This is a genomic window from Mycobacterium sp. TY814 (assembly GCF_030755175.1).
Lineage (GTDB): Bacteria > Actinomycetota > Actinomycetes > Mycobacteriales > Mycobacteriaceae > Mycobacterium.
Genome location: NZ_JAUFRY010000002.1, coordinates 590,030 through 612,674, shown reverse-complemented (window position 1 = coordinate 612,674; position 22,645 = coordinate 590,030). Strand labels below are relative to the sequence as shown.

At 68.3% G+C, this 22,645-nt stretch carries 14 protein-coding genes; 4 read left to right on the top strand and 10 right to left on the bottom strand.

Translation table 11 applies throughout. The features are described 5' to 3' along the window. Positions 1 to 15: 15 nt before the first annotated feature. Complete coding sequence (locus tag QXH22_RS16405; RefSeq protein WP_306248496.1) at positions 16 to 1,074, bottom strand: PhoH family protein; 1,059 nt, start codon at positions 1,072 to 1,074, stop codon at positions 16 to 18. Positions 1,075 to 1,127: 53 nt separating this feature from the next. Next, a complete protein-coding gene (locus QXH22_RS16400) occupies positions 1,128 to 1,787 on the bottom strand; it encodes a TetR/AcrR family transcriptional regulator C-terminal domain-containing protein (protein ID WP_306276308.1) in 660 nt (219 codons plus the stop codon). A 70-nt stretch (positions 1,788 to 1,857) separates the two neighbouring features. Here QXH22_RS16400 and QXH22_RS16395 point away from each other — a divergent pair, with 70 nt between their 5' ends. Then, positions 1,858 to 2,742 carry an alpha/beta hydrolase gene (locus tag QXH22_RS16395; protein WP_306276307.1) on the top strand — a complete coding sequence of 295 codons (885 nt, stop codon included), beginning with the start codon at positions 1,858 to 1,860 and terminating at the stop codon, positions 2,740 to 2,742. Further along, a complete protein-coding gene (locus QXH22_RS16390) occupies positions 2,732 to 3,370 on the top strand; it encodes a maleylpyruvate isomerase family mycothiol-dependent enzyme (protein WP_306276306.1) in 639 nt (212 codons plus the stop codon). The genes QXH22_RS16395 and QXH22_RS16390 overlap by 11 nt, the downstream gene beginning before the upstream one ends. Here QXH22_RS16390 and QXH22_RS16385 read toward each other — a convergent pair. The 4 genes from QXH22_RS16385 to hrcA all read right to left on the bottom strand — a co-directional run bounded on the left by QXH22_RS16385 (position 3,359) and on the right by hrcA (position 6,928). Continuing rightward, entirely contained in the window at positions 3,359 to 3,883 is a 525-nt protein-coding gene (locus QXH22_RS16385) for a nuclear transport factor 2 family protein (RefSeq protein WP_306276305.1), read from the bottom strand. The genes QXH22_RS16390 and QXH22_RS16385 overlap by 12 nt on opposite strands. Beyond that, the gene (locus QXH22_RS16380; RefSeq protein ID WP_306276304.1) at positions 3,876 to 4,658 is read right to left on the bottom strand and encodes a 16S rRNA (uracil(1498)-N(3))-methyltransferase; all 783 of its coding nucleotides are present in this window, start codon (positions 4,656 to 4,658) and stop codon (positions 3,876 to 3,878) included. Before QXH22_RS16380 ends, QXH22_RS16385 begins: the two co-directional genes overlap by 8 nt. A 15-nt stretch (positions 4,659 to 4,673) precedes the next feature. Then, entirely contained in the window at positions 4,674 to 5,825 is a 1,152-nt protein-coding gene (gene dnaJ / locus QXH22_RS16375; RefSeq protein ID WP_306248484.1) for a molecular chaperone DnaJ, read from the bottom strand. A gap of 71 nt (positions 5,826 to 5,896) precedes the next feature. After that, entirely contained in the window at positions 5,897 to 6,928 is a 1,032-nt protein-coding gene (hrcA, locus tag QXH22_RS16370; RefSeq protein WP_306248483.1) for a heat-inducible transcriptional repressor HrcA, read from the bottom strand. A gap of 170 nt (positions 6,929 to 7,098) precedes the next feature. On the opposite strand from hrcA, the gene QXH22_RS16365 reads away from it, so the two are divergent. Continuing rightward, on the top strand, positions 7,099 to 7,407 hold the full coding sequence (locus QXH22_RS16365; RefSeq protein ID WP_306248480.1) for a type II toxin-antitoxin system VapB family antitoxin: 309 nt from the start codon (positions 7,099 to 7,101) through the stop codon (positions 7,405 to 7,407). 63 nt (positions 7,408 to 7,470) lie between these two features. Here the strand turns inward: QXH22_RS16365 and QXH22_RS16360 are convergent, their stop codons facing one another. Further along, entirely contained in the window at positions 7,471 to 7,971 is a 501-nt protein-coding gene (locus QXH22_RS16360; protein WP_306248478.1) for a hypothetical protein, read from the bottom strand. A gap of 190 nt (positions 7,972 to 8,161) precedes the next feature. On the opposite strand from QXH22_RS16360, the gene QXH22_RS16355 reads away from it, so the two are divergent. Then, positions 8,162 to 9,538 carry a SagB family peptide dehydrogenase gene (locus QXH22_RS16355; RefSeq protein WP_306276303.1) on the top strand — a complete coding sequence of 459 codons (1,377 nt, stop codon included), beginning with the start codon at positions 8,162 to 8,164 and terminating at the stop codon, positions 9,536 to 9,538. Here the strand turns inward: QXH22_RS16355 and QXH22_RS16350 are convergent. The 3 genes from QXH22_RS16350 to QXH22_RS16340 are packed head-to-tail and all read right to left on the bottom strand — an operon-like array spanning position 9,535 to position 22,595. Next, entirely contained in the window at positions 9,535 to 13,050 is a 3,516-nt protein-coding gene (locus QXH22_RS16350; protein ID WP_306276302.1) for an amino acid adenylation domain-containing protein, read from the bottom strand. The genes QXH22_RS16355 and QXH22_RS16350 overlap by 4 nt on opposite strands. Continuing rightward, positions 13,047 to 17,570, bottom strand: coding sequence for a non-ribosomal peptide synthetase (locus tag QXH22_RS16345; RefSeq protein ID WP_306276301.1), 4,524 nt, complete (start codon positions 17,568 to 17,570; stop codon positions 13,047 to 13,049). Before QXH22_RS16345 ends, QXH22_RS16350 begins: the two co-directional genes overlap by 4 nt. Before the next feature lie 9 nt (positions 17,571 to 17,579). Further along, positions 17,580 to 22,595: a non-ribosomal peptide synthetase gene (locus tag QXH22_RS16340; RefSeq protein WP_306276901.1), complete on the bottom strand. Its 5,016-nt coding sequence runs from the start codon at positions 22,593 to 22,595 to the stop codon at positions 17,580 to 17,582. Positions 22,596 to 22,645 lie beyond the last annotated feature (50 nt).

The window sequence follows — 22,645 nt, the reverse complement described above, 5'->3', positions numbered from 1 at the left end:
ACGCTCACGCACACATCATCGACGATTGCGAATGCCGGATGCCCGCCGAGCCGCCCGGTTCAGGCCGGAGGCCGGCTCCTCGTACCGCGCGTAGGCGTCGACGATCTCCGACACCAGGCGGTGACGGACGACGTCCTGGCTGGTCAGCTCGGCGATCTCGATGTCCTCGATGTCGTCGAGGATGTCGACCGCCGCCCGCAGGCCCGACTGGGCGCCGCCGGGCAGATCGATCTGCGTGACGTCGCCGGTGATCACCATCTTCGAGCCGAAGCCCAGCCGGGTGAGGAACATCTTCATCTGTTCGGCGGTGGTGTTCTGCGCCTCGTCGAGCACGATGAACGCGTCGTTCAGCGAGCGGCCACGCATGTACGCCAGCGGCGCCACCTCGATGACCCCGGACGACATCAGCTTCGGGATCAGTTCGGGGTCCATCATGTCGTAGAGCGCGTCATACAACGGGCGCAGATAGGGGTCGATCTTTTCGCTCAGAGTGCCCGGCAGAAAGCCGAGACGCTCACCGGCTTCCACCGCGGGGCGGGTCAGGATGATGCGGGTGACCTGCTTGGTCTGCAGCGCGTGCACGGCCTTGGCCATGGCCAGGTAGGTCTTGCCGGTACCGGCCGGGCCGATCCCGAAGACGATGGTGTTGGCGTCGATCGCATCGACATAGCGCTTCTGATTGAGGGTCTTGGGCCGGATCGTCTTTCCGCGGCGGGACAGGATGTCGAGGGTGAGCACCTCGGCCGGCGACTCGTTTCCGGTGCCGACGAGCATGGCCACGCTGTGCCGCACCACCTCCGGGGTCAGCGCCTGGCCCCGGGACACGATCGCCACCAGTTCCGAGACGGCCCGTTCCGCCAGCGCGACATCGGCCGGCTCGCCGGACATGCTGACCGTGTTGCCGCGGACATGCAGGGTGGACTTCAGCGACCGTTCCAGGGCCCGCAAATTCTCGTCGGCCCTACCGAGCAGGCCCACGACGAGGTCGGGCGGAATATCGATGCTGCTGCGAACTTGGGCGTCTGCCTGCCTGACTACACCAGCATCAGCGGCGCGGGTCTCGCGGGGCGTCACGTGGTTTCTGCTGCCTGCTTTCTGGCGTATAGGGCTTGGTTGGAACGACCGGCTCAGTCTACCGCCGTCGGGTGACCGCTTCCCAGCGATTTGATGCCCGCCAACACGATGCCAACGCCCCGTTCAAAATCGGCCGTGGCCGTCGATTGCTGGCTGACCTGCGCCAAGGCAGCGATGTGCGGGTGTTCGGCACCGGCCAGACCGCCGATGCGCGCCGCCACCGCGGTGTTCTCCCGGTCTCGTCCATCGCCGGCCAGCGGACCCGCCAATTCCGCTTGGGCACTTCCCATGACCAGTCCCAGCACTGCCCGAAAGCTCGCCAGCAGGTCCTCGTCGGCGAGTCCTGCTCGCTTGAGTGCGCCGATCAGCCGGTCTGCGGCCACATAACTCGACGGCGACACGGTGCGGCGGGTGAGTACCAGCGGGACGGCATTGGGGTGCCGTCGCATCGTCTGCCACATCGCCACGGCGATCGCCCGGACGTCCGCACACCAATCGTCGGTGGGCGCCGGAACCCTGACCTCGCTGATCACCGCCTCGGCGACCAGCTCCTCAAGCTCAGCGCGGTCCCTGACGTAGTTGTACAGCGTCATGGGGCCGGTTTCGAGGACGGTTGCCAGCGACCGCATGCTCAGCCCGCCCAGGCCGTCCCGATCGACAATCTGCAATGCGGCCGAGGCGATGTCGGCAACCGTAAAGCGCGCCCGCGCCATCTAGCCCTCCCCGTTGACACGTACATCGTACGTAAGATACAACACGTACATCGTACGTTTTGGAGGATTGATGCACCTCACCACCGAGTTCCAGTCCCATGGCACCCGTTGCGCCGCGTGGCTCACCCGCCCGCCCGGTGCTGGTCCGCACCCAGCGGTCGTCCTGGCACACGGACTGGGCGCCAACCACACCATGGCGCTATCCCGCTATGAGCGGCATTTCGCCGACGCGGGGCTGGCCACCCTGGCCTTCGACTACCGCTGCCTGGGAGCCTCGGACGGCACTCCGCGACAAAGGCTCAGTCTGCGCCGTCACCGCGAGGACCTCATCTCTGCGATCGAGTTCGTCCGGGCGCTGCCTGACATTGATGCGGACCGGGTTGCGCTATGGGGTACGAGTTTGGGAGCGATGCACGTCCTGCGGGTAGCCGCCGAACGCGACGACATCGCCGCCGTGGTGGTGCAGTGCCCGATCGTCGACGGACCGGCGACGCTACGGCGGCTGGGCCTCGCGTCGACGCTGCGAATCGGTCCGGCGGTCGTGGCAGATGCCGCGCGGGGCGCGCTGGGACGCCGCCGCCGGTATGTCCCGATCGTGGGCCCACCGGGCAGCATCGCCGCCGTCACCGTTGCCGGAGCCGAGGACGGCTGGAACTCCACCGTCGATCCCGGCGGATCGTTCGACAACCGCATCGCGGCGTCCTGCGTCGTCGGAATCGCCGTCACCAGCGCCAAGCGTGGGGCGCGCCGCATCGGGGCGCCGCTGTTGGTGTGCGTCTCCCAGCGGGAGACGTTGATGGATCCGCGTCATGCCGAGGAGGTGGCCCGGCGGGCGCCGCGTGGCATCGCAAGGCACTACGGCGGCGACCATTTCCAGATCTACCATCCACCGCTGCTCAGCCGGCTTCTCACCGACCAGACGGCGTTTCTCCAGGAGCACCTCTGTGTCGCGTGACATGTTGGTCCGCAACGATATTCGGTTTGTCGGTGTCGCCCGCAGCCTGTCTGACGCAGAATGGCCGCTGCCGAGCCTGTGCACCGAATGGAGCAACCATGAGGTGCTGGCACACCTGGTCGTCGGCTACCGGGCGTCGTTGCGGGAACTCGCTGTCGGAATGGCAGGCCACCGAGGATCTTTCGACAGCGCCAACGCCGCGCTGGCCGCCGGCCTGGCGCAGCGGCGCAGTCCTGCCGAATTGATCGACGAGTACCTGGCCTTGATCCACCGGCCGCGCGGTGTCGGGCGGGTGTTTCCCCGACGACTGTTGTTGGGAGACCACGTCATCCACGAACTCGATATCGTTCTCGCGCTGGGCAGGCAACCAGGCATTCCGCTCCCGACGCTGGTTGCCGTGCTCGACACTCAGGTGCGGGTGCCCAATCCGTTTGTACCGGCGGCCGCACGGGCCCGGGGTCTGAGGCTGCGAGCGGCCGATGCGGATTGGACCCACGGCGAGGGCACACGGACCGTCAGCGGCACCGCCGCGCATTTGGCGTCGGCACTTGCCGGGCGGCCGTGGGCACTGGACCGGCTGAGCGGCGACGGCGTCGACGCATTGAGCGAACGCGTGTCAGCGGGCTAGCAGCGTATTCGACGGCAGATCTTTGTCGAGCACCTTGTGCGCCTGGGCGGCTCCGGTGACCGGCAGCGACGCCGGATCCAGCACGCCGACCTGCACCAGCAGCGAGGCTTGATCCCAGTAGATCCGCTCGTATGCCACGCGCGGTCCCTCGAAGCCCATCACCACGACCAGCGGGAGCAGCACCGGGCGACCGGTCGGCGGCACCCCCGGCAGGAACGTCGGCATCGGGATGTCATGGGTGAACGAGACGACCATCTCTTCGACCACGCGGTCTTCGCCGACGGTACGGGAGACCGGCGTGATGGTGGTGTCCTCGGGCCAGTGCCCGATGAAGTACCGGCTGTAGAAGTCGGCCACCGCGGCGGCGCCGACGCCACCCATCATGGTGGGAACGTGGTTGACGAACGGGTCGGCCGTCATGGTGGCCATGGTCGCCTGCACGTCCCTGGTGACGAACTCACTGGCGACGTGCTCGTCGAAGACCACGCTCAAATCGGGTGCGGCGCTACTCATGACCGTTCCTTTCGCCATCGAGTGGTGGTGCGTCCCAGCGCGTTGTCAGCACGCCCAATGCGCCCAAGGCCACCGCGGCCGCGGTCGAGGTGCGCAGCACGGTGGGGCCCAACCGCACCGTCACCGCGCCAGCGCCGGTCAGCGCGGCGATTTCCTCCGGCGCGATGCCGCCCTCCGGGCCGACCAGCAACATCAGCGAGTTCGCTTGCGCCACCGCCACATCGGCGATCCTGTGGGTTGCCGACTCATGCAGCGCCAACACCGTGCCGCCAGCAGCGACCTCGGCCTTGACGCGCACGATCAGCTCTTTGGTGGACAGCACTCCCTCGACCGGCGGGATGTGCGCCCGGCGGGACTGCCGCGCCGCCGAGCGTGCCACTGCCGCCCACCGGCGCAGGCCCTTCTGCACCCGCGCGCCTTCCCAATTCGCGACGCAGCGCGCCGCGCGCCAGGCCACGAAGGCATCGGCACCGGCTTCGGTGGCCAGCTCGACGGCCAGCTCGGAGCGCTCGGATTTCGGCAGCGCCTGCACGACGGTCACCGGCGGCGCGTTGCGCTGCAGCGTCCAGCGCGCGTGCACGCGGGCCCGAAGTCCCTCGCGCCCAGCGTCTTCCACCACACAGCGGGCCACCGCGCCGGCGCCGTCACCGAGTACCAGCTCCTCGCCGGGCCGGATCCGGCGCACGGTGGCCGCGTGAAAACCTTCGTCGCCGTCCACCACGGCCAGCGCGCCGACCTCCGGCAGCGCATCCACGTAGAACAGCGTGGCCACCATGGGAGCCCCGGAAGGTCAGCGGCCGGTGAAGGTTTCGCGCAGTCGGCTGAAGAGCCCACCGTTGTTGGCGTGTGACGAGCGCACCTCGGCGACGTCGCGGTTGCGGCGGTTCTTGAGCTCGCGCAGCAGTTCGGTGTCGTGGTGGTCGAGCCGGGTGGGAACCACCACCTCGACGTGCACGTGCAGGTCGCCGCGGGTACTGGACCGCAGTTGCGGCATCCCGCGGCCGCGCAGGGTGATCACCGCGCCCGGCTGCGTGCCCGGGGGGATGACGATCTCGCTGGTGCCGTCCAGGATGGCGTCCAGGCTGACGCTCACACCCAGCGCCGCGTCGACCATCGGCACCGACACGGTGCAGTGCAGATTGTCGCCCTCCCGGGCGAAGATGTCGTGGGCCTGCTCGTGCACCTCGACGTAGAGGTCGCCGGCCGGTCCACCGCCGGGACCGACTTCACCCTGGGCGGCGAGCCGGACCCGCATCCCCTCGGCGACGCCGGCCGGGATCTTGACGGTGATGTCGCGGCGGGCACGCACCCTGCCGTCGCCCATGCACTGGTAGCACGGGTCGGGAATCACCACCCCCACCCCGCGGCACGTGGGGCACGGCCGCGACGTCAGCATCTGACCCAACAGCGAACGCTGCACGGTCTGCACCTCGCCGCGACCGGCACAGGTGTCGCAGGGAACGGGCGCGGAATCGCCGTTGGTGCCCTTGCCCTGGCATCGGTCGCACAACACCGCGGTGTCGACGGTGACCTGCTTGGTGACCCCGGTCGCGCACTCCTCGAGGTCGAGCCGCATCCGCAGCAGCGAGTCCGAACCCGGCCGCACCCGGCCGATCGGACCGCGGCCCCCACCGCCGCCGAACCCCGCGCCACCGCCGAAGAACGCCTCGAAGACGTCACCGAGACCGCCGAAGCCGCCGAACCCGCCCCCGCCGGCAGCGGCGTTCTCCATCGGGTCGCCGCCCAGGTCGACGATGCGGCGCTTCTCCGGATCGCTGAGCACCTCGTAGGCGACACTGATGTCTTTGAATCGCGCCTGCGCCTCCTCGTCGGGATTGACGTCAGGGTGCAGTTCGCGCGCGAGCTTGCGGTAGGCGCGTTTGATCTCCGCGTCGTTGGCGCCCTTGCTGACGCCGAGTAGCCCGTAGTAATCGCGTGCCACGATTCGCCTTTCTAGGCTGGTTGTGACCGCCAGTCAGGCGGCCATCCAAAATTTTTGTCCCGGGTACGCGCTCATCGAGCACCCAGCACTTCGCCGATATACATAGCAACCGCGGCAACACTGGCCATAGTTCCCGGATAGTCCATCCGGGTAGGCCCCAACACACCCATGCCGCCGTAGACAGTGTCATGGGTGCCGTATGCGGTGGACACCATCGAGGTGCCGGCCATTTGCTCGGCCTCGGTCTCATGCCCGATGCGCACCGTGACCTTGCCGGCCTCCTGCTGGGCTGCCAGCAGCCGCAGCACCACCACCTGTTCTTCCAGCGCCTCCAGGATGGAACGCAGCGACCCGCCGAAATCGGCGGCATTGCGGGTCAGATTGGCGGTACCGCCCAGCAGCAGGCGTTCTTCGGTGTGTTCCACCAACGATTCGAGCAACACCGTCGCAGAGCGACCGACGGCATCGCCCAGGCCGTCGCCGGCGTGCAGCCGGCCGGCGAGGTCGGCGACCGCGACCGAAGCCGCGGACAGCCGCTTGCCGACCAGCGCCTGACCGAGCATCTCCCGCAGTTGGGAGAGCTGGTGGTCTTCGATGACATCGCCGAGCTCGACGATGCGCTGATCCACCCGTCCGGAGTCGGTGATGACCACCATCAGCAGGCGGGCCGGGGTCAGCGCTATCACTTCCAGGTGCCGGACGGTCGAGGTGGACAGCGTCGGGTACTGCACCACGGCCACCTGGCGAGTCAACTGGGCCAGCAGGCGCACCGCGCGTCGCAGCACGTCGTCGAGGTCGACACCGGACTCGAGGAAGCCCTGAATCGCGCGCCGCTCTGCCGACGACAGCGGTTTGACGTCGTGGAGGCGGTCGACGAACTCGCGGTAGCCCTTCTCCGTGGGGACCCGCCCGGAGCTGGTGTGCGGCTGGGTGATGTAACCCTCTGCCTCGAGCACCGCCATGTCATTGCGGATGGTTGCGCTGGATACGCCCAGGTTGTGGCGCTCCACCAGCGACTTCGATCCGATCGGTTCGTGCGTGGCGACGAAGTCGGCGACGATGGCGTGCAGAACCTGAAAGCGACGCTCATCAGCGCTACCCATTGCCCATCACCCCCATCTCTAAGCCGGCCGCGTTCATTTTACGGTCTCAACCGGATCTGACCTGCCAAAGGCTGATCCGTGGCTGACGCCGCACCTGTTCGGTGCGGCAGATAGCCTTTCCAGGTGGTCCGGTCGAGAAGCACGCGTAACCCAGGCGAAAGCGACTAGCGATGATTTTCAAGGGAGTGCGCGACGGCAAGCCGTATCCCGAACACGGTCTGTCCTATAAAGACTGGTCACAGATTCCACCGCAGCAGATCCGCCTCGACGAACTCGTCACCACCACGACCGTGCTGGCGCTGGACCGCCTGTTGTCGGAGGACTCCACTTTCTACGGGGACCTTTTCCCGCATGCGGTGAAGTGGCGCGGCATCGTCTACCTGGAGGACGGCCTGCACCGCGCGGTGCGTGCGGCACTGCGCAACCGGGTGGTGCTGCACGCCCGGGTTTACGACATGGATATGGGCGCGCCGAATTAGCCCAGCAGACGCAAAAGCCCCCTTTTCGGGCTGGAAAAGGGGGCTTGTGCGTCTGGTCGCGGGTCAGCGCGAGGCGGCCTGCAACAGCTCCATCGCGGAACTGCGCGACAGCACCCAGCTGCCCTGGTTGACGAACGTCACGCTCTGGGTGATTGGCGGCGACAGCTTCGGACCCGAGACGGCCACGTCGGCCGTGGCCGAGTTGGGGGCGGCCGGCTGGATGTTCGCCACGCTGAACGACAACGGCAGGTCGCCGTTCTTCGCGGCCTTCTTCAGCTCGTGGTCGGCAATGTGCGCCTCGGTGCCGCCGATACCGCCCTCGACCAGATCACTCTTGTTCGCGAACGGCACGTTGGGGTCGGCAAGGCTGGTGAGGATGCCGGTCAGCTGCGCCGAGGTGGGCAGGCCGGCCGGCGCCGGTGCCGGGTCCTGCGGCAGCGGCGCACCGAAAACGACGGGCTGCACCTGGTATGCGGCGGGGCTGGTGATCGACGTCACCCCGGCGGCTGCGGCGCCGATTGCAGCTACGGCTGCGGCACCGACTGCCAGTGACTTGATGGTCATGCGGATCCCCCTCGAATTCGCGCGGAGCGTGCGGACCTCGCTGTGCCGAACCGCTCGCGTGTGGTGTATTTGCGCATCTTGTGACTGATGTTTCGTTTGGTAGCTTGTTTATGTTACGTCCACGCTGCCGCGGACCCGATTGCACCGGCTGTGACGTGGCTGTGCGCAAGCTATGAATCCGAGGGGCCGAATGTTCGCCAGCAGGTACCCGGGGCACACCAGATTCGCGTTTCGGTCCGGCGTCACGTGTCTGACGACCGGTGCCGGAGCGGTACTGCTCAAGCCCCCGCACAGCGAAAAGCTGGCACGGTTGACCCCCCAGCAGACGAAGGCGCTGAAATACCTGAACGCCGGACCGGGGTCGGTGACCGAGCTCGCCGAGGGCGCGGCGGCCGACAGCCGCGGCATCGAAGCGCTGATCGACCACCTCGCCACCCGCGGCTACCTGACCGTCACGGTGTGCGACGAGGGGACGGATCTCTACTCGATAGTTCCGTTCGGTCAACCTCCGGCGCGGCCGGCTCCGATGCCGGATGGCTCGATCATGTCCAAATTTTCGGTGCTGCACAGTGATTCGGACGGCTTGGTGCTGGAGAACCCGCTGGGCTGGTGTGATGTTCGCATCCACCAGCCGCGATTGCTCCCGCTGCTCGGCGGGCGCGCCTCGGATTGTCCCGATCTGCCGGCGACGGTCGCCGCACAGTTCGTCGACGACCTGCGCTGGGCCGGCGTGCTGGTAGGCCCTGAGGAGGAGACCTCCTCTTTCGAGGCGCTGAGCTGGTCCGCACCGGATTTGTGGTTTCACCGTCGCAGCACGCTGGGGCAGCGCACGCTCACCTGGGACGACTTCGGCCCGACGAAATGGGCGAAAGGGCGGTTCGCGCAACCGCCGGGGCGCCGACGGGCCTATCCGGGCGAACCGGTCGCACTGCCGGTTCCCGACCTTGCCGCCCGACGCTCGCAGGACCCACCGCTGGCAGCGGTGATCGAAGACCGTTTCACCACAAGGACTTTCGACGACGAGCGACCGATCACCGCCGCGCAGCTGGGTGAGCTGCTCTATCGCACCGCACGGACGCGCGCGACCCAGGCGGTGGACGCGGGCGAAGAATTATTGTCCCGGCCGTATCCCTCCGGCGGGGGGCTCTATGAACTCGAGGTCTATCCGGTGGTGCGCAGTGTCGCCGGACTGGAACCTGGTGTGTATCACTATGATTCGTTCGACCACGCGCTGCACCGGGTCGCCGCGGCTGATGCGCCGGCCACTTCCCAGCTGATCAGGCCGGCGGCGGCGACGCTGTCCGGTGGCGCGGAACCGCAGGTGCTGCTGGTCATCGCGGCCCGCGGCGGCCGGCTGATGTGGACCTACGAGCAGATCGCCTACGCCACCATCCTCAAGAACGTCGGCGTGCTGATGCAGACGATCTATCTGGCGGCGACCGCCATGGGGCTCGGGGTATGCGCGCAGGGGTTCTCCGACACCGCGGCTTTCACCGCAGCCACCGGAGTCGACGAGCGTCAGGAGTGCAGTGTCGGCAGCATCATCGTCGGCTCCCGAATTCCCTAGTCCTGCGCCAAGACCTCCTCGTCGGTGAGCGCCGCGATGTCGAGGTAGTGGCGGGCGATGAGGGCCAGTCGTTGCGGCGTGCCACGGGCGGCTTCGCGGCTGTCCAGCCGGGTGGCGAATCCTGCGACGGTGCGGGTGGCGAACAGGTCGGTCACCACCGCGTGATCGACGTCCAGCCACTCTCGTACGCGGGCGATGACGGCGGTCGCCAGCACCGAATCGCCCCCCAGTGCGAAGAAGTCATCCTGCACCCCAACCGATTTCGGACCGTCCAGGCCCAGCACCTCGGCAACGATCTCGCTCAGCGCGGCCTCCAGGTCGGTGCGCGGGGCGGTGTCACGTTCGGTGGGTTGCGGCTGCAGGAGCGCGACGACGGCGCGACGGTCCAGTTTGCCGTTGGCCGTCAGCGGAATCCGCTCGAGGACTTCGATGCTGGCCGGGATCATGTAGCTCGGCAACAACTCTGCGACCGCGCCGGCGACATCCCCGTCGATCTCACCCTCCGCGCCTCCCGCCACGGCCGCGACCAGCATGGGTGCGTTGGCGCCGACAAGAGCTGCCACGGCATGGCGAACGCCCGGGACGCCACGCAGCGCATTCTCCACCTCGCCGAGTTCGACACGGTAGCCGCGGATCTGCACCTGATGGTCGGCGCGCCCGAGGAACTCGACGGTTCCGTCGGGCCAGTACCGCGCCAGGTCACCCGTCCTGTACCAGCGGATACCGTCGTGCTCGACGAACCGTTCCGCGGTGCGTCGCGGATCGTGGCGATAGCCTGCCGCGACGTTCGCACCGCCCACCCAGAGTTCACCCGGAACCCAATCCAGGCAGTCGCGGCCGGAGGGTGAGACCACCCGGCAGCGGACGTTGCGCAGCGGAACACCGAACGGCACCGTGGACCAGTGAGCCGGCGGCTCACCCGGCACCTCGCAGATGGTGCTGTGGATCGCCGTCTCCGTTGCCCCCCCGAGGCCGGCGAACCGGCAGCGCGGAGCCAGCTTCCGCAACCGGCGGGCCAGCTCGGCTCCTACCCAGTCTCCCCCGAGCAGCACCGCCCGCAGCGAGTCGCCGAGGCCGCTTCCGCCGGCCTCCAGGATCATGTCCAGGATGCCGGGAACGCAGTTGAGGATCGAAACCCGATGCCGGCGAATCACTTCCACCCACATATCGGCGGCTCCCGGCTGCCCGGAGTCGACCACCGCGACAGCCCCGCCGGCGGAGAACATGCCGAAGATGTCGTAGACGGACAGATCGAACTCCAGGGCCGAGACACCCAGCGCCCGATCCCCCGGGCCGACGTCGAACCACTCGTTGAGGGCGTCGATGGTGTTCATCGCGGCGCGGTGCGCAACCTCGACTCCTTTGGGGACGCCGGTCGATCCCGAGGTGAACAGCACATAGGCGATCGCCTCGGGGTCCGGTACCACGATGTCGGGCAACGGTTCTTGATGATGTCGTGCGGCATCGATGTCGACACACGCAATGCCCGCACCGAAGTCGGCACCCGGAACACTCAGCGCCGCGACGACATCGGCGCTCTGCAGAATCTTGGCGCGCCTCGCGTCCGGTTGCTCGTAGCCGATCGGCACATAGGTCGCGCCGGCGGCCAGGACGCCGAGCACGGCCAGAACCTGGTCGCGCCCCTTGGGCAGCTGGACCGCGACGGCGTCGCCGACTTGCACCCCGCAGGCGCGCAGCGCACCGGCGACCGCGCGCGAGCTCTGCGACAACTCCGCGTAGCTCCAGGCGCCGGCCGCCTCGCCGAGCCCCCACACCACGGCCGGGTCGTCCGGGTGAGCGTCGGCGTACTCGAAAAAGCCCTGGTGCAAACACCGTCCGGTGACCGGACCGTCAGTGGCGTTGACGGCCGCCCGCACCGTGGCCTGCGCGCAGGGTAGCCGCACTGCGGCCTCGGCCTCCCAGCCTGCGTCGCCCTCGGCCAGGCGTCCGACCGCTGCGATGAACCTGGCGAACATGGCGCCGACCATGCCGGCCGGAAATGCGGACTCCCGGACGTCCCAGTTGATCAACAAACCGCCACGCAGTTCGGTGATCTGGACGTCCAGCAACACCTGGGGGCCCTGCGAGATGATCCACACCGGGTCGCCGAATGTCTCGATGACGGTGTCCCCGAACAGTTCGCCGAGATCGAGCGCGCTGGTGAAGACCACCGGCGCCAACACCGGTTCGCCCCGCCGGCGGCCCAGATCACGCAGCACCTCCAAGCCGGAGTATGAAGCGTGCGAACCACTTTCGTACATGGTGCGCTGTACGGCCCGGGCCCGGTCGGCGACCGACATGTTCTCGCTGACGTCTACCTCGAGCATGATCGACGACGTGAAATCACCGATCACCCGGTCGATGTCGGGGTGCACGGGTTCGCGGTGAAACAGCGGAACGTTGAGGACGAAGCGGTCCTGGGCCGACCACCCGCCGATGGTGTCGGCGAAAACCGCCGCCAGGGCCACGGCAGGGGTGACACCGCGAGTGTGTGCGCCGGAGATCAGCCGGTTCTTGGCGTCCGGCGTCAGCCAGTGGTCGTATCGCGCGGTGCGGTGCGGCACTTCCCGGTCGCCCGCCGGCGCGTTGGGAAGTTCGGGCGCTCCGGGCATCTCGGGCAGGCGCCGCTGCCACCACTGCCGGTCCCGTTCGCGCGTCGCGTCATTGACTCGGCGTTGTTCGTTCTCGATGCGGTAGCGCTGATAGCTGTAACCGGGAGCCGACGGCGTTTCCCCCCGGTACAGTCCGGCCAGTTCGGAGATCAGCACGCGATAACTCATCGCGTCGCCGGCCAGCATATCGACGTCCAGGTGCAACCGGCTGCGATCCGGATCGTAGCGGGTCAACGTGACGTCGATGACATGACCATCGTCAATTGCCAACCGCTGATGGGTTTTTCGATCCCGCATCTCCGCCAGTACCGCATCGACGGTCGAGGGCTCCTGACCCCGCAGATCCACCACGGTGAACACCGGGCGACCCGGCCGGGGCAACGTCTGCTGCGTTCCGTCCGGGAGGAATCGGGTGCGCAGCATGGGATGGGTGGCGACGAGGTCGGCGACGGCGCGTTCGAGCCGCACCGCATCGATGGCGCCGCCGTCGAATTCGACATACAGATGGGCCGCGACTCCGCCCAGTTCCTGTTCGTCGGATCGGCCGATCCAGTACGCGTGCTGCATGGGAGCCAGGGGGAACGGCGCCTCGTCGTCGAGCGTGGGTTCTTCCGCTACCGGCGGCATAATCGGTCCTGCCGATTCGCCGCTGAGCAGGGCGTGCCACGCGCCGACCGTGGGGTTCGCCGCCAACTCGGCGAAGGTCACGGCGGCACCGCGCTTGCGCCAGCCACCGGCCATCGCCATCATGCGGATCGAGTTCAGCCCCAGCTGGATGAGATCGTCGTCATCGGCGACTTCGTCGGCGGAGCAGCCGAGTTGGGCCGCGATGGTGGCCTTGATCTCGTCCCTGCTGATCCACTCGTCGCCGAACACCGTCGATGATCCTTCCTGTGTCACGCCGTGGCTTCCAGTCCGGCAGCAAGCGCGGCCAGGGTGCGCTGCCACAGTTGGATCAGACTGTCGATATCTGCCGGTCCGAACAGCGCCTCACTCCACAGGATGGTGTTGACCAGCTCGTGACCGGCCGCGCTACCGCGCACCAGCAGACTCATGTTCAGGGCAAAACGCAGCGGCAGGTCGGGCTCGGGATCGACTGGCAACGCGTCGATTTCGTGTCCGTCGATCAGCGTCCACGGTGCGTCGGTGACCACCCCGAGGTCGAAGCGGCCCAGGTAGTTGAACAACACCTGCGGTTCCAGCGCGTGTTGCAGTTCCGGGACGCGGTTGACATAGCGAAGCAATCCGTAGTCCAGGCCGTCATACGGAACGGCAGCAACGGAGGCGGTCACCGAGTCGAGCAACAGCCGGGCCGATTGGGGATCGGCCTCGAGCCGCTCGATGTCGACCGCGGCCGCACCCACTCCGAGTCGTACGGGGAATGCCGAGGTGAACCACCCGACGGTGTTCGTGGTGTCGGTGTCCAGCAGGGCATCGGCGCGTCCGTGGCTGTCCAGGGCGATGAGCGCTCCCGACCTCGGATCCTGCGCCCGCAGGCGTCGCCAGCTCGCCAGCAGAACCGTCACGGCGCACAACAGGATTTCGCGCATCCGGTCGTCGCGGTTGAGGGTCATCACTAGCCGCTCGCTGACGTCGACCGGTGCCACCACGGTCGTGACGCGCAGTGTGGACCAGGTGTCGCGGGTCGGGTCCGGGTGGCGCTCACCGAGGGCGGGATCGGGCTGGCGCAGCTGCGCACTCCAGTACTCGCGCTGGGCGATCACCTCGGGCGCCGCCGCCCGCTCCCACATCAACTCCGACCACCGGCGGTAGGACGTGAACTCCGGCAACGCCTTCGGGGCGGCACCGACGCGCACCGATCGCCAGCCCTCCGTGATGTCGCTGAGCAGAATGTGCCAGGACACCACGTCCACCACCAGGTGGTGGATGGTCAGCAGCAGCATCTGACGATCGGCACCGTCGAACCACACCGCGCGCATCATCTCGCCGGCGCGGGGGTCGATCTCCTCGATCGCCCGGCGCGCCGACGTTCTCACCACTGCCGCCGCGTCGGTCGTCGCGGACAATGGCACCCGGGAGAGCAGGTCGGCGGCGCGGACCACACCAGGTTCCCGGGTGAGAAGCCGGGGCCCGTCGGGGGTATCGCTCAGGATCGACCGCAGCGATTCGTGCCCATCGAGCACGAGCTGCAGCAACTGCTCTATCGCGGCGTGGTCGACCCCGGTCGGCAGCCGCAGCAGAACCGTGTTGGTGAACCGCCGGTAGTTGCCGTGCTCGTTCACCCAGGACACGATCGGCAGCGGCGGCACTTCACCGTAGCCGGCGTCGGCGGGCGCCGCTTCGGCCTCGTCCGCGGTATCGACGACGGCGGCAAGCTCACGAATCGTCGGTGCGGTGAACAGCATTCGCGGGCTGAGCGGGAGCCCGCGCCGCCTACCCTTGTGCACCAGGCCGATCGCGACGATGCTGTCCAGCCCCAGTTCGAAGAAGTCGTCGTCCAGGTGCGGTGTCACCCCGTTGAACTGTTCGGCGAACAGCTCGCACAGCACGCGTTCGCTTTCGGTGGATGGCGCTTCCGCGCCGCCGGATACCGGAGCGAGCTCGTCGCGCGCCAACTCGTCGAGGGTATGACCGTCAAGCTTGCCGTTGGCATTGACCGGCAGCGTGGGCAGCGCCACGATCCGCGCGGGGACCATGTATGCGGGGAGCCGATCGGCGAGCGCGGCGCGCAGCGCGGCCGGTGGCGGTCCCGTGATGTCCTGCCAAACAACGAAACCGACCAGCGTTGCGCCGCCAGCCCGCCGCACCACGGACACCGCCGCGTCATGCACGCCCGGCTGGGCGCGCAGCGCTCCCTCGATCTCCGCGATCTCCACGCGGTATCCGCGGATCTTGACCTGGGTGTCGCCGCGTCCCAGATAGGCGAGGCCGCCGTGCGGCAGCCGGCGAACCAGGTCGCCGGTCCGGTACATGCGCTGCCCGGGCCGGAACGGATCGGCCACGAAGCGTGCGGCCGTCATCGCCGGCTGGCCGGCGTAGCCGCGGGCCAGCTGGTTACCGGACAGATAGAGCTCGCCCACCACGCCGTGCGGAACGGGGCGCAGGGCCGAATCAAGGACGTAGCAACGGGTTCCGGCGTTTGGCGTGCCGATGGTCGGTGCGGGGTAGTCGCGCACGGCGGCCACCACAGCCTCGACGGTCGTCTCGGTGGGCCCGTAGCAGTTGTACACAGCGCCGGCCGGCAGCGAACACAGTTGCTGCCACAGCACGCTGTTGATCGCTTCGCCGCCCAATGCCAGCACCGCAAGGTGGTGGTCCGGCAGTCCCGCCGCCCGCAACTGCACGAGCATCGAGGGGGTGGTGTCGATCATGTCGATCTGGTATTCGGCCATCGCCTTGACCAGCCGGTCGGCGTCGCGCATCTCCTCCGCGTCGAACAGGTGGATCGCGTGTCCGTCGAGCAGACCCACCATGGGCTGCCACGAGGCGTCGAAGCTCATCGACCAGGCGTGAGCGATGCGCATCGGGCGGCCCAGGCGCTGCATGGCCGGCCGGTAGACGCGGTCGCGGTGGTCGGCGTGGTAGCTCAACAGCGCGGTATGGGTACCGATCACACCTTTCGGCTCCCCGGTGGAGCCGGAGGTGAAAATGACGTAGGCACTGTTCCCGGGTCGGCGTCGCGCCGCCGGAGCGACAGCGCGGCGACCCGAGATGTGTTCGGCCACGGCCGGGTCGTCGATCACCAGGGTCGGCAGCCGCGCAGCGACCAGATCGACACTGCCGGTGTCGGTGATCGCCAGCGCCGGGTGCGCTTGCCGCAGCATGGATTCCACCCGCGCGGCCGGCAGGGCGACATCCACTGGCAGATAGGCGGCACCGGCGCCCAGCACCCCGAAGACCGCCACGATCGACTGGGCGGAGCGCGGGAGCACCAGCGCAACAACAGATTCCGGGCCTATCCCCCGCTCGCCCAGCTCTCCGGCGAGCCGCGCCGCCGCGGCGTGCAGTTCGGCGTAGCTGTAGCTTTCGCCCGCGCCGGTGGTCAACGCGACCGCCTCGGGGGTGGCGCGTGCCTGCCGCTCGAACGCTTCCCACACCGTGCCCTGCGGTGGCCGAACCACCTCGGCGTGGGACTCCCACCCGGCACGTTCGGCCACGGTCAGAACGTCCAGTGCGTCGGGGGTTCGGTCGCCGATGCCGGGCAGTTGGCGCAGCACCGCGGCCAGGCGCTCGCCGATCTGTGCACCCGAAAGGTGTGGCAGCGCGTCCGGTATCGCCTCCACGACCACGATCAGCTCATCCTCGATCAGGTGTGACACCACGGTCAGCGGATAGTGGGTCAGGCTCTCGCCGGCGACCGGGGCGAAGCGCGCGCCGTCCGGGGTGGTGACCGGGCGGACGGCGTCCTGCAGCGGCGCGTTCTCGAACACGAACAGTGTGTCGAACAGGCTGCCACGGCCGTGGGCGCGTTGCAGTTCCGACAGGCTCAGGTAGCCGATCCCGCGCAGCACCGACGAATCACGTTGCAGCCGTGCGCATTGCTCGACGACCGGGACGGTGGCGGCCACGGTGTGCACCACCGGAACGGTGTTGATGAACATCCCGACCATCGTCTCGACACCGGACAGCTGCTCGGGGCGGCCGGAGACGACGGTACCGAAGACCACGTCCCGGCGGTCGGTGAGCCGGCTGAGCACCACGGCCCAAGCGAACAACACCGCCGTATTGAGAGTCAGCCCGTTGCGGCCGGCCCAGTCCCGCAGCGCGGCCGTGTCCTGCACCGAAAGCCGCAGATCCGACTTCTCCGGGACGCCGGCGACGACGGTGCTGTCGGCCAGCATCAGCGGACCGGACACCCCCTGCAGATACGTCGTCCACACACTGGTGGCCGCCGCCCTGTCTTGCGTTGCGAGCCAGGCGATGTAGTCGCGGTACGGGCGCGCCGCGGGCAAGGCGTCCGGACGGCCTCCCGCCTGGTACACCGCGAGCATCTCGGTGAAGAACACACCGAGTGCCCACCCGTCCATCAGAATGTGGTGGGCGGTGACGATCATCCGCCGCCGGGTCTCACCGGGCACCGTGAGCAACAGCACGCGCAGGGCGGGGCCGCGACTCAGGTCGAAGGGTCGGTGCCGCTCCGAACGGGCTATCGCATCGAATTCCGCCGGCGTGGCGACGCGTTCAGACCACGGCAGCTCCGCGTGGGTGGGCACGATCTGAACCGGCCTGGGCACGTCACGGTCCCAGAACGCGGCGCGCAGGTTGGGGTGGCGCACCAACATCGCGGCCGCGCTGCGGCGCAACAGCTCGGCATCCAGCGGTCCGTCGATGTCGACCACGGTCTGCATCGTGTAGATGTCGAGGCGGTCCTCGGCGAGCCGGGACAGCGCGAACAGCCCTTCCTGTAATGGGCTGAGCGCCAGCACATCCTCGATCTGTGGCGGGGAGTTCGTCGTCACGGTCCCTCGCTACTGCCGCTGCCAGGAGGTGGTCAGCGCGGCCAGGGCGTCAGCGTCCAGACCCGACGCGCTCATCGGCGCGCTCTGCGACACCGGTTCCCCGGCCCGGGAAACCGACTGCGCCGCAGCGGCATTCGTGGCGGCGTCCACCGCGCCGGCCACCTCGGCGATGGTCATGTACTCGAAGACCATCGCCGGGGCCAGGGCAAGTCCCGCGGCGTTGGCGCGCGCCGACATCTGCACGGCGATGACACTGTCGCCGCCGAGCGCGAAGAAGTTGTCTTCCCGGTCCACACCGGAGATCTCCAGCAGCTCTTCCAGCAGAGCAATCAACGCGCGCTCGGTTTCCGGCGACCCGTTCGCCACATTGGCCCGCTGAATCTCCCGGGGTGCCGGCGGCGCCGACAGCGCGGCCATGACATCGGTGGGCAGCAGTTCCAGGCCCGAAACCGGCCGGTCCGGCGCCGTCACGAATGCATCCAGTACGGCGCCGAAACCGTCGGCGAGGTGCCGAACCGTCTGCGGCTCATACAGATCGGCGCTGGCCAGGATCCGTACCTCGAGTCCCCCGCCGGGCTGCACACTCACGCTGACGTCGAGGTCGAGCAGCGAGACCTCGAACTCCATGGGGATCGGTACAACCGTTGTTCCGGCGGTCGCGAGTTCACGCGGCGACTGGGCCCAGTCCTCGGTGCGGAAATGCAGCGAGCACTGGAAAAACGGGTGGTTTCGGGCGCTCGAGCGGGGCGGGTTGAGTGCCTCGACCAGCCGGTCGATGGGGAGTTCCTGATGGGACAACGCATCCAGAACGGTGGTGCGGCAACGCTCGAGCGCGGTGCGCAGACTGGGATCGCCCGACAGGTCGTTGCGCAACGCCAGCACGTTGGCGAACGGTCCGTCCACCCCGGCCACCGCCAGGTCATCACGGGACGCGACCGGTGTGCCGATCGCGATATCAGTTCCTGCGCCGACGCGGTGCAGCAACACCGCGAGTGCGGCTTCGTAGACCATGAACTCGCTGGCGCCCACCTGCTCGGCGAGCTGGGTCAGCTGGGTACGCCGCGCCGCCGGCACCGTGAACGTCACGACCTCGGCTTGGCGGCCCACCACCAGCGGACGCGAGCGATCGGCCGCCATCGGGATTTCGGCGGGCAGTCCGGCCAGCACCTCGCACCAATGGGCCAACTCGGCCGCCGCCCACTCGCCTGGGGCGTCGAAGGTATCCCGTTGCCACAGCGCATAATCGACGAACTGCAACGGCAGCGGCTCCCACTGCGGCACCCGGCCCGTCGCCCGGGCCTGATACGCGGTGACGAGGTCTTCGTAGATGACGCCGAGCGACGTGTGGTCGGTGACGATGTGGTGGATGAGCATGACGAGGACGTGCGTCCGGGGATCGATCACCAGCAGGGTGGGCCGGATCAGCGGACCGGACGTCAGATCGAACAGGTAGCCACGCAGCTCCGCGATTCTCGCTTCGACGTGTTCGGCGCCCACCTCGACGGCCGGCAGGTCCAGCCGCAGCGTGGGGTGCACCGACTGATACGGAATGCCCTCGTGCTCAACGAAAACCGTGCGCAACGCCTCATGCCGCGCCACCACGTCGTTGAGCGCAGCGGTCAGTGCGGCGACGTCCAGGGAGCCGGTGAACCGCAGGGTGAGTCCGAGGTTGAAGACGTCGTTGGCGCCTCTCATCCGGTGCTGGAACCACATGGCCAGTTGGGAGTAGGACAACGGTGGCCGTTCCGGCCGAATCGTCGCGACGAGTTCCGGGCGGCCCGACGGGGCTGCCGACAGGTCGAATTCGTCGTCTACGTCGACACTGTCGAGGTCGATGCCGAACGCGGCGCGGAACTGCTCGCCCAGCCGGTTCGCCAGGCCGGCCGGCGTAGGTGCGTCGAAGACGGTGCGAACGCTGCAGTCCACCCCGACCTCGGCACGGATCTGCGCGACGAGGCGGGCCGCCAGCAGCGAGTGGCCGCCCAGATCGAAGAACGAGTCGTCGACGCCGACCCGCTCCAACCCGAAGAGGTGGCCGAAGATCGAGCACACCCGGCGCTCCGTCGCCGTCACCGGTGCCCGGTACCGACGAGCATGCACCGGGGCCGGTGCGGGCAGTGCCCGTTTGTCCAGCTTGCCGTGCACGGTCAGTGGGATCTCGGGGATTACCGCGGCCGCCGTCGGCACCATGTACTGCGGCAGCATGCCGGCGGCATGGGCGTGAATGTCGTTGATTTCCAGCTCTATCCGACGGCCGTCCGGTCCGGTCGCCGGCACCACGTAGGCAACCAGCCGCGACCCCACTTCGGTCTCCTCGGCGAGAACCAGGCAGTGTCCCACCGCCGGATGCGCGGCGATCACGGATTCGACTTCGCCGAGTTCGATCCGGAAGCCGCGCACCTTGACCTGCTCGTCGGCGCGGCCGACGAACTCCAGGTTCCCGGCCAGGTTGCGCCGGACCAGATCCCCGGTCCGGTACAGCCGCATCCCCGGATTGAACGGGTCGGCGACGAACCGTTGCGCGGTCAGACCGGGACGCCCCAGATACCCGCGGGCCAGCTGGGCACCGCCCAGGTACAGCTCGCCGACCACTTCGGCCGGAACCAGCTGCAATTCGTGGTCCAGCACGTAGGCATAGACATTCTGGTTCGGCACGCCGATGGGCACCACACCCGCACCCTGGTGTCCCTCGACGGGCATGTGCGTGGCGCAGATGACCGCCTCCGTCGGACCGTAGTGGTTGCGCAGGGTGGCATCGAAGTGACCGGCGAACCTGTCGGCCACCTCACCGGGCAGCGCTTCGCCGCCGACCGGCACATGGCGCAACTGCCGCCATTGGCTCGCTTGCGGCAGCAGCAACAGCGTGCTCAACATCGAGGGCACCATGTGCAGCACGGTGACCCCGTGCCGGCTGATCAGCTCCGCGACATAGGAAACATCGCTGAAGGCATCGGCTTTCGGCACGACGAGCCGGGCGCCGACGGACAACGGCGCGAAGATCTCCATCACCGACGCGTCGAAACTCACCGAGGAGGTCTGCAGCAAGCGGTCGGTGGCGGTCAGGCTCCATTCCTCCAGGAAGCCCGCCATGTGCTCGGCCAGGGCATGATGCGGTACCGCAACGCCTTTGGGCGCTCCGGTGGAACCGGAGGTGTAGATGACATAGGCCAGGTGGCCGGGGCGCAACGGGCGGACCCGGTCGGCGTCGGTCGGCGCGGTGTCCGGCAATGCGGCGGCGGCCTCTTCGGCCGCGGCGAAGTCCTCGTGCCCGATCACCATCGTGGGCGCGGCGTCGGTGAGCAGGTAGTCGATGCGGTCCGGGGGAAATGCCGGGTCGATCGGCAGGTAGGCGGCGCCGGCCTTCAGGACGGCGAGCACGGCGACGACGAAGTCGACCGACGTCGTCATGCGCAGGCCGACGATGTCGTCGGGACCGATCTCGTTGCCGATCAGCCAGTGCGCCAGGCGATTCGCGCGGGCGTGTACCTGCGCGTAACTGAGCTCGGTGTCCTCGAACACCACGGCCACGGCGTCCGGAGTGGCGGCGGCAGCCGATTCCAGGGCGGCGACCGCGGTGCTCGCCGACCGTTCGACCAGGATTCCGTGGGACTGATTCAGCAGGACTTGCCGCTCCGCGCCATCCAGCAGATCCAGCGTGTCGACCCGGCGTCCCGGCGCCCCCAGCGCACTGGTGAGCAGCTCCCGATAGTGCCGCAGCAGTTGGCCGACAAGCTCGTCACAGAACACGTCGGTCTGGTATTCGATCTCGGCGGACATCCCCAGCGGGTCGGCCACCACCGCCAGTGCGAGCGGGATCGGTGCGGTCACCGCACCCAGTTCCAGCTGTGCGGTGCTGACGCCCCCGAGTTGGAGCCCGGCGACGCTCTTGCGCATGCTGAAGCCCAGCCGGACCAGTCGATTCAGCCCGTCGTGCCCGGCGCTGCGTTCCGGATTCAGCTCGCGCACAACGCGATCGATCCCGACCGATTGATGGGCGAAGGCTTCCAGACAGGTGTCCCGCACGGCCTCGACCAATGCGGCGAACGTGTCCTCGGGGCGCACGCGGATACGCAACAGCAGGGTGTTCCCGAAGTATCCGATCGCCCCTGCGGCGGCGGCCCGCCGCTCGGTGACCGGAACGGATACCAGGAAATCCGTGGCACCGGTGTAACGGCGGATCAATGCGCCGTAGGCGGCCAGCAACACCATGAACGGGGTGGCAGCGCGTTCCCGGGCGAAATTGTCGAGCCGCGACATGAGGTCCGCGGGCAGTGCTGCGGTCCGGTGTCGCGCCCGGGTGGACGGGTTCGGCGCCGGGGGGCCCGGCAGCTCCAGCGGATCGGGCAACGGAGACAAGGTGTCACGCCAGAAGCCGACGTCGGTGTCGTCGCACTGCGGTGAGCCGTCCAGCACCTCGACCGCGATGTACTGCGGCGCCGAACCGGTGAGAGACGAGTTGTACGCCACACTGAGCTCAGTGAAGAAGACGGCCCAGCAGTCGTCGTCCCAGCAGATGTGATGCACCACCAGCAGCAGTACGAATTCGTCCACGGCGGTCCGCGCGAGGGTAATCCGCAGCGGCAGTTCCCGCTCGAGATCGAACGGCCGGCCGAACTCGCTGTGCGCCAGCGCCTCGAGGTGCCCGTGGCCCGAGAGATCGGTGCTGTGCCAGGGCACGTCGACGTCGTCCCGGAATACCTGATACGGCTCACCCTCGGCGTCCACACCATAGGTGGTGCGCAAGCTGGCATGCCGAGCAACGACATCAGCGAAAGCCGCCCGCAGACGCGTCTCGTCCACCGGGCCGGTCAGGCGATAGGCGACGCAGATGTTCAGCGTGGCATCGGCGGGGTTCATGGCCTGCACGAACCACATTCGGCGTTGTCCCGGGGACAGAACGTAGCGCTCTCCGGCCGAGATGACCGGCCGGTCGGCCGATTCAGTTGCAGCCAGGCCACTTTCGGCGATCCGCTGCCGCAGCAGCTCGCGTCGGCGTTGCTGCACAGTCTGGGCGTCGGGGGCCATGGTCGGTTTCACTCCTGAGATCGTCTTACGCGGCGCGCGCCCGTGGGCTG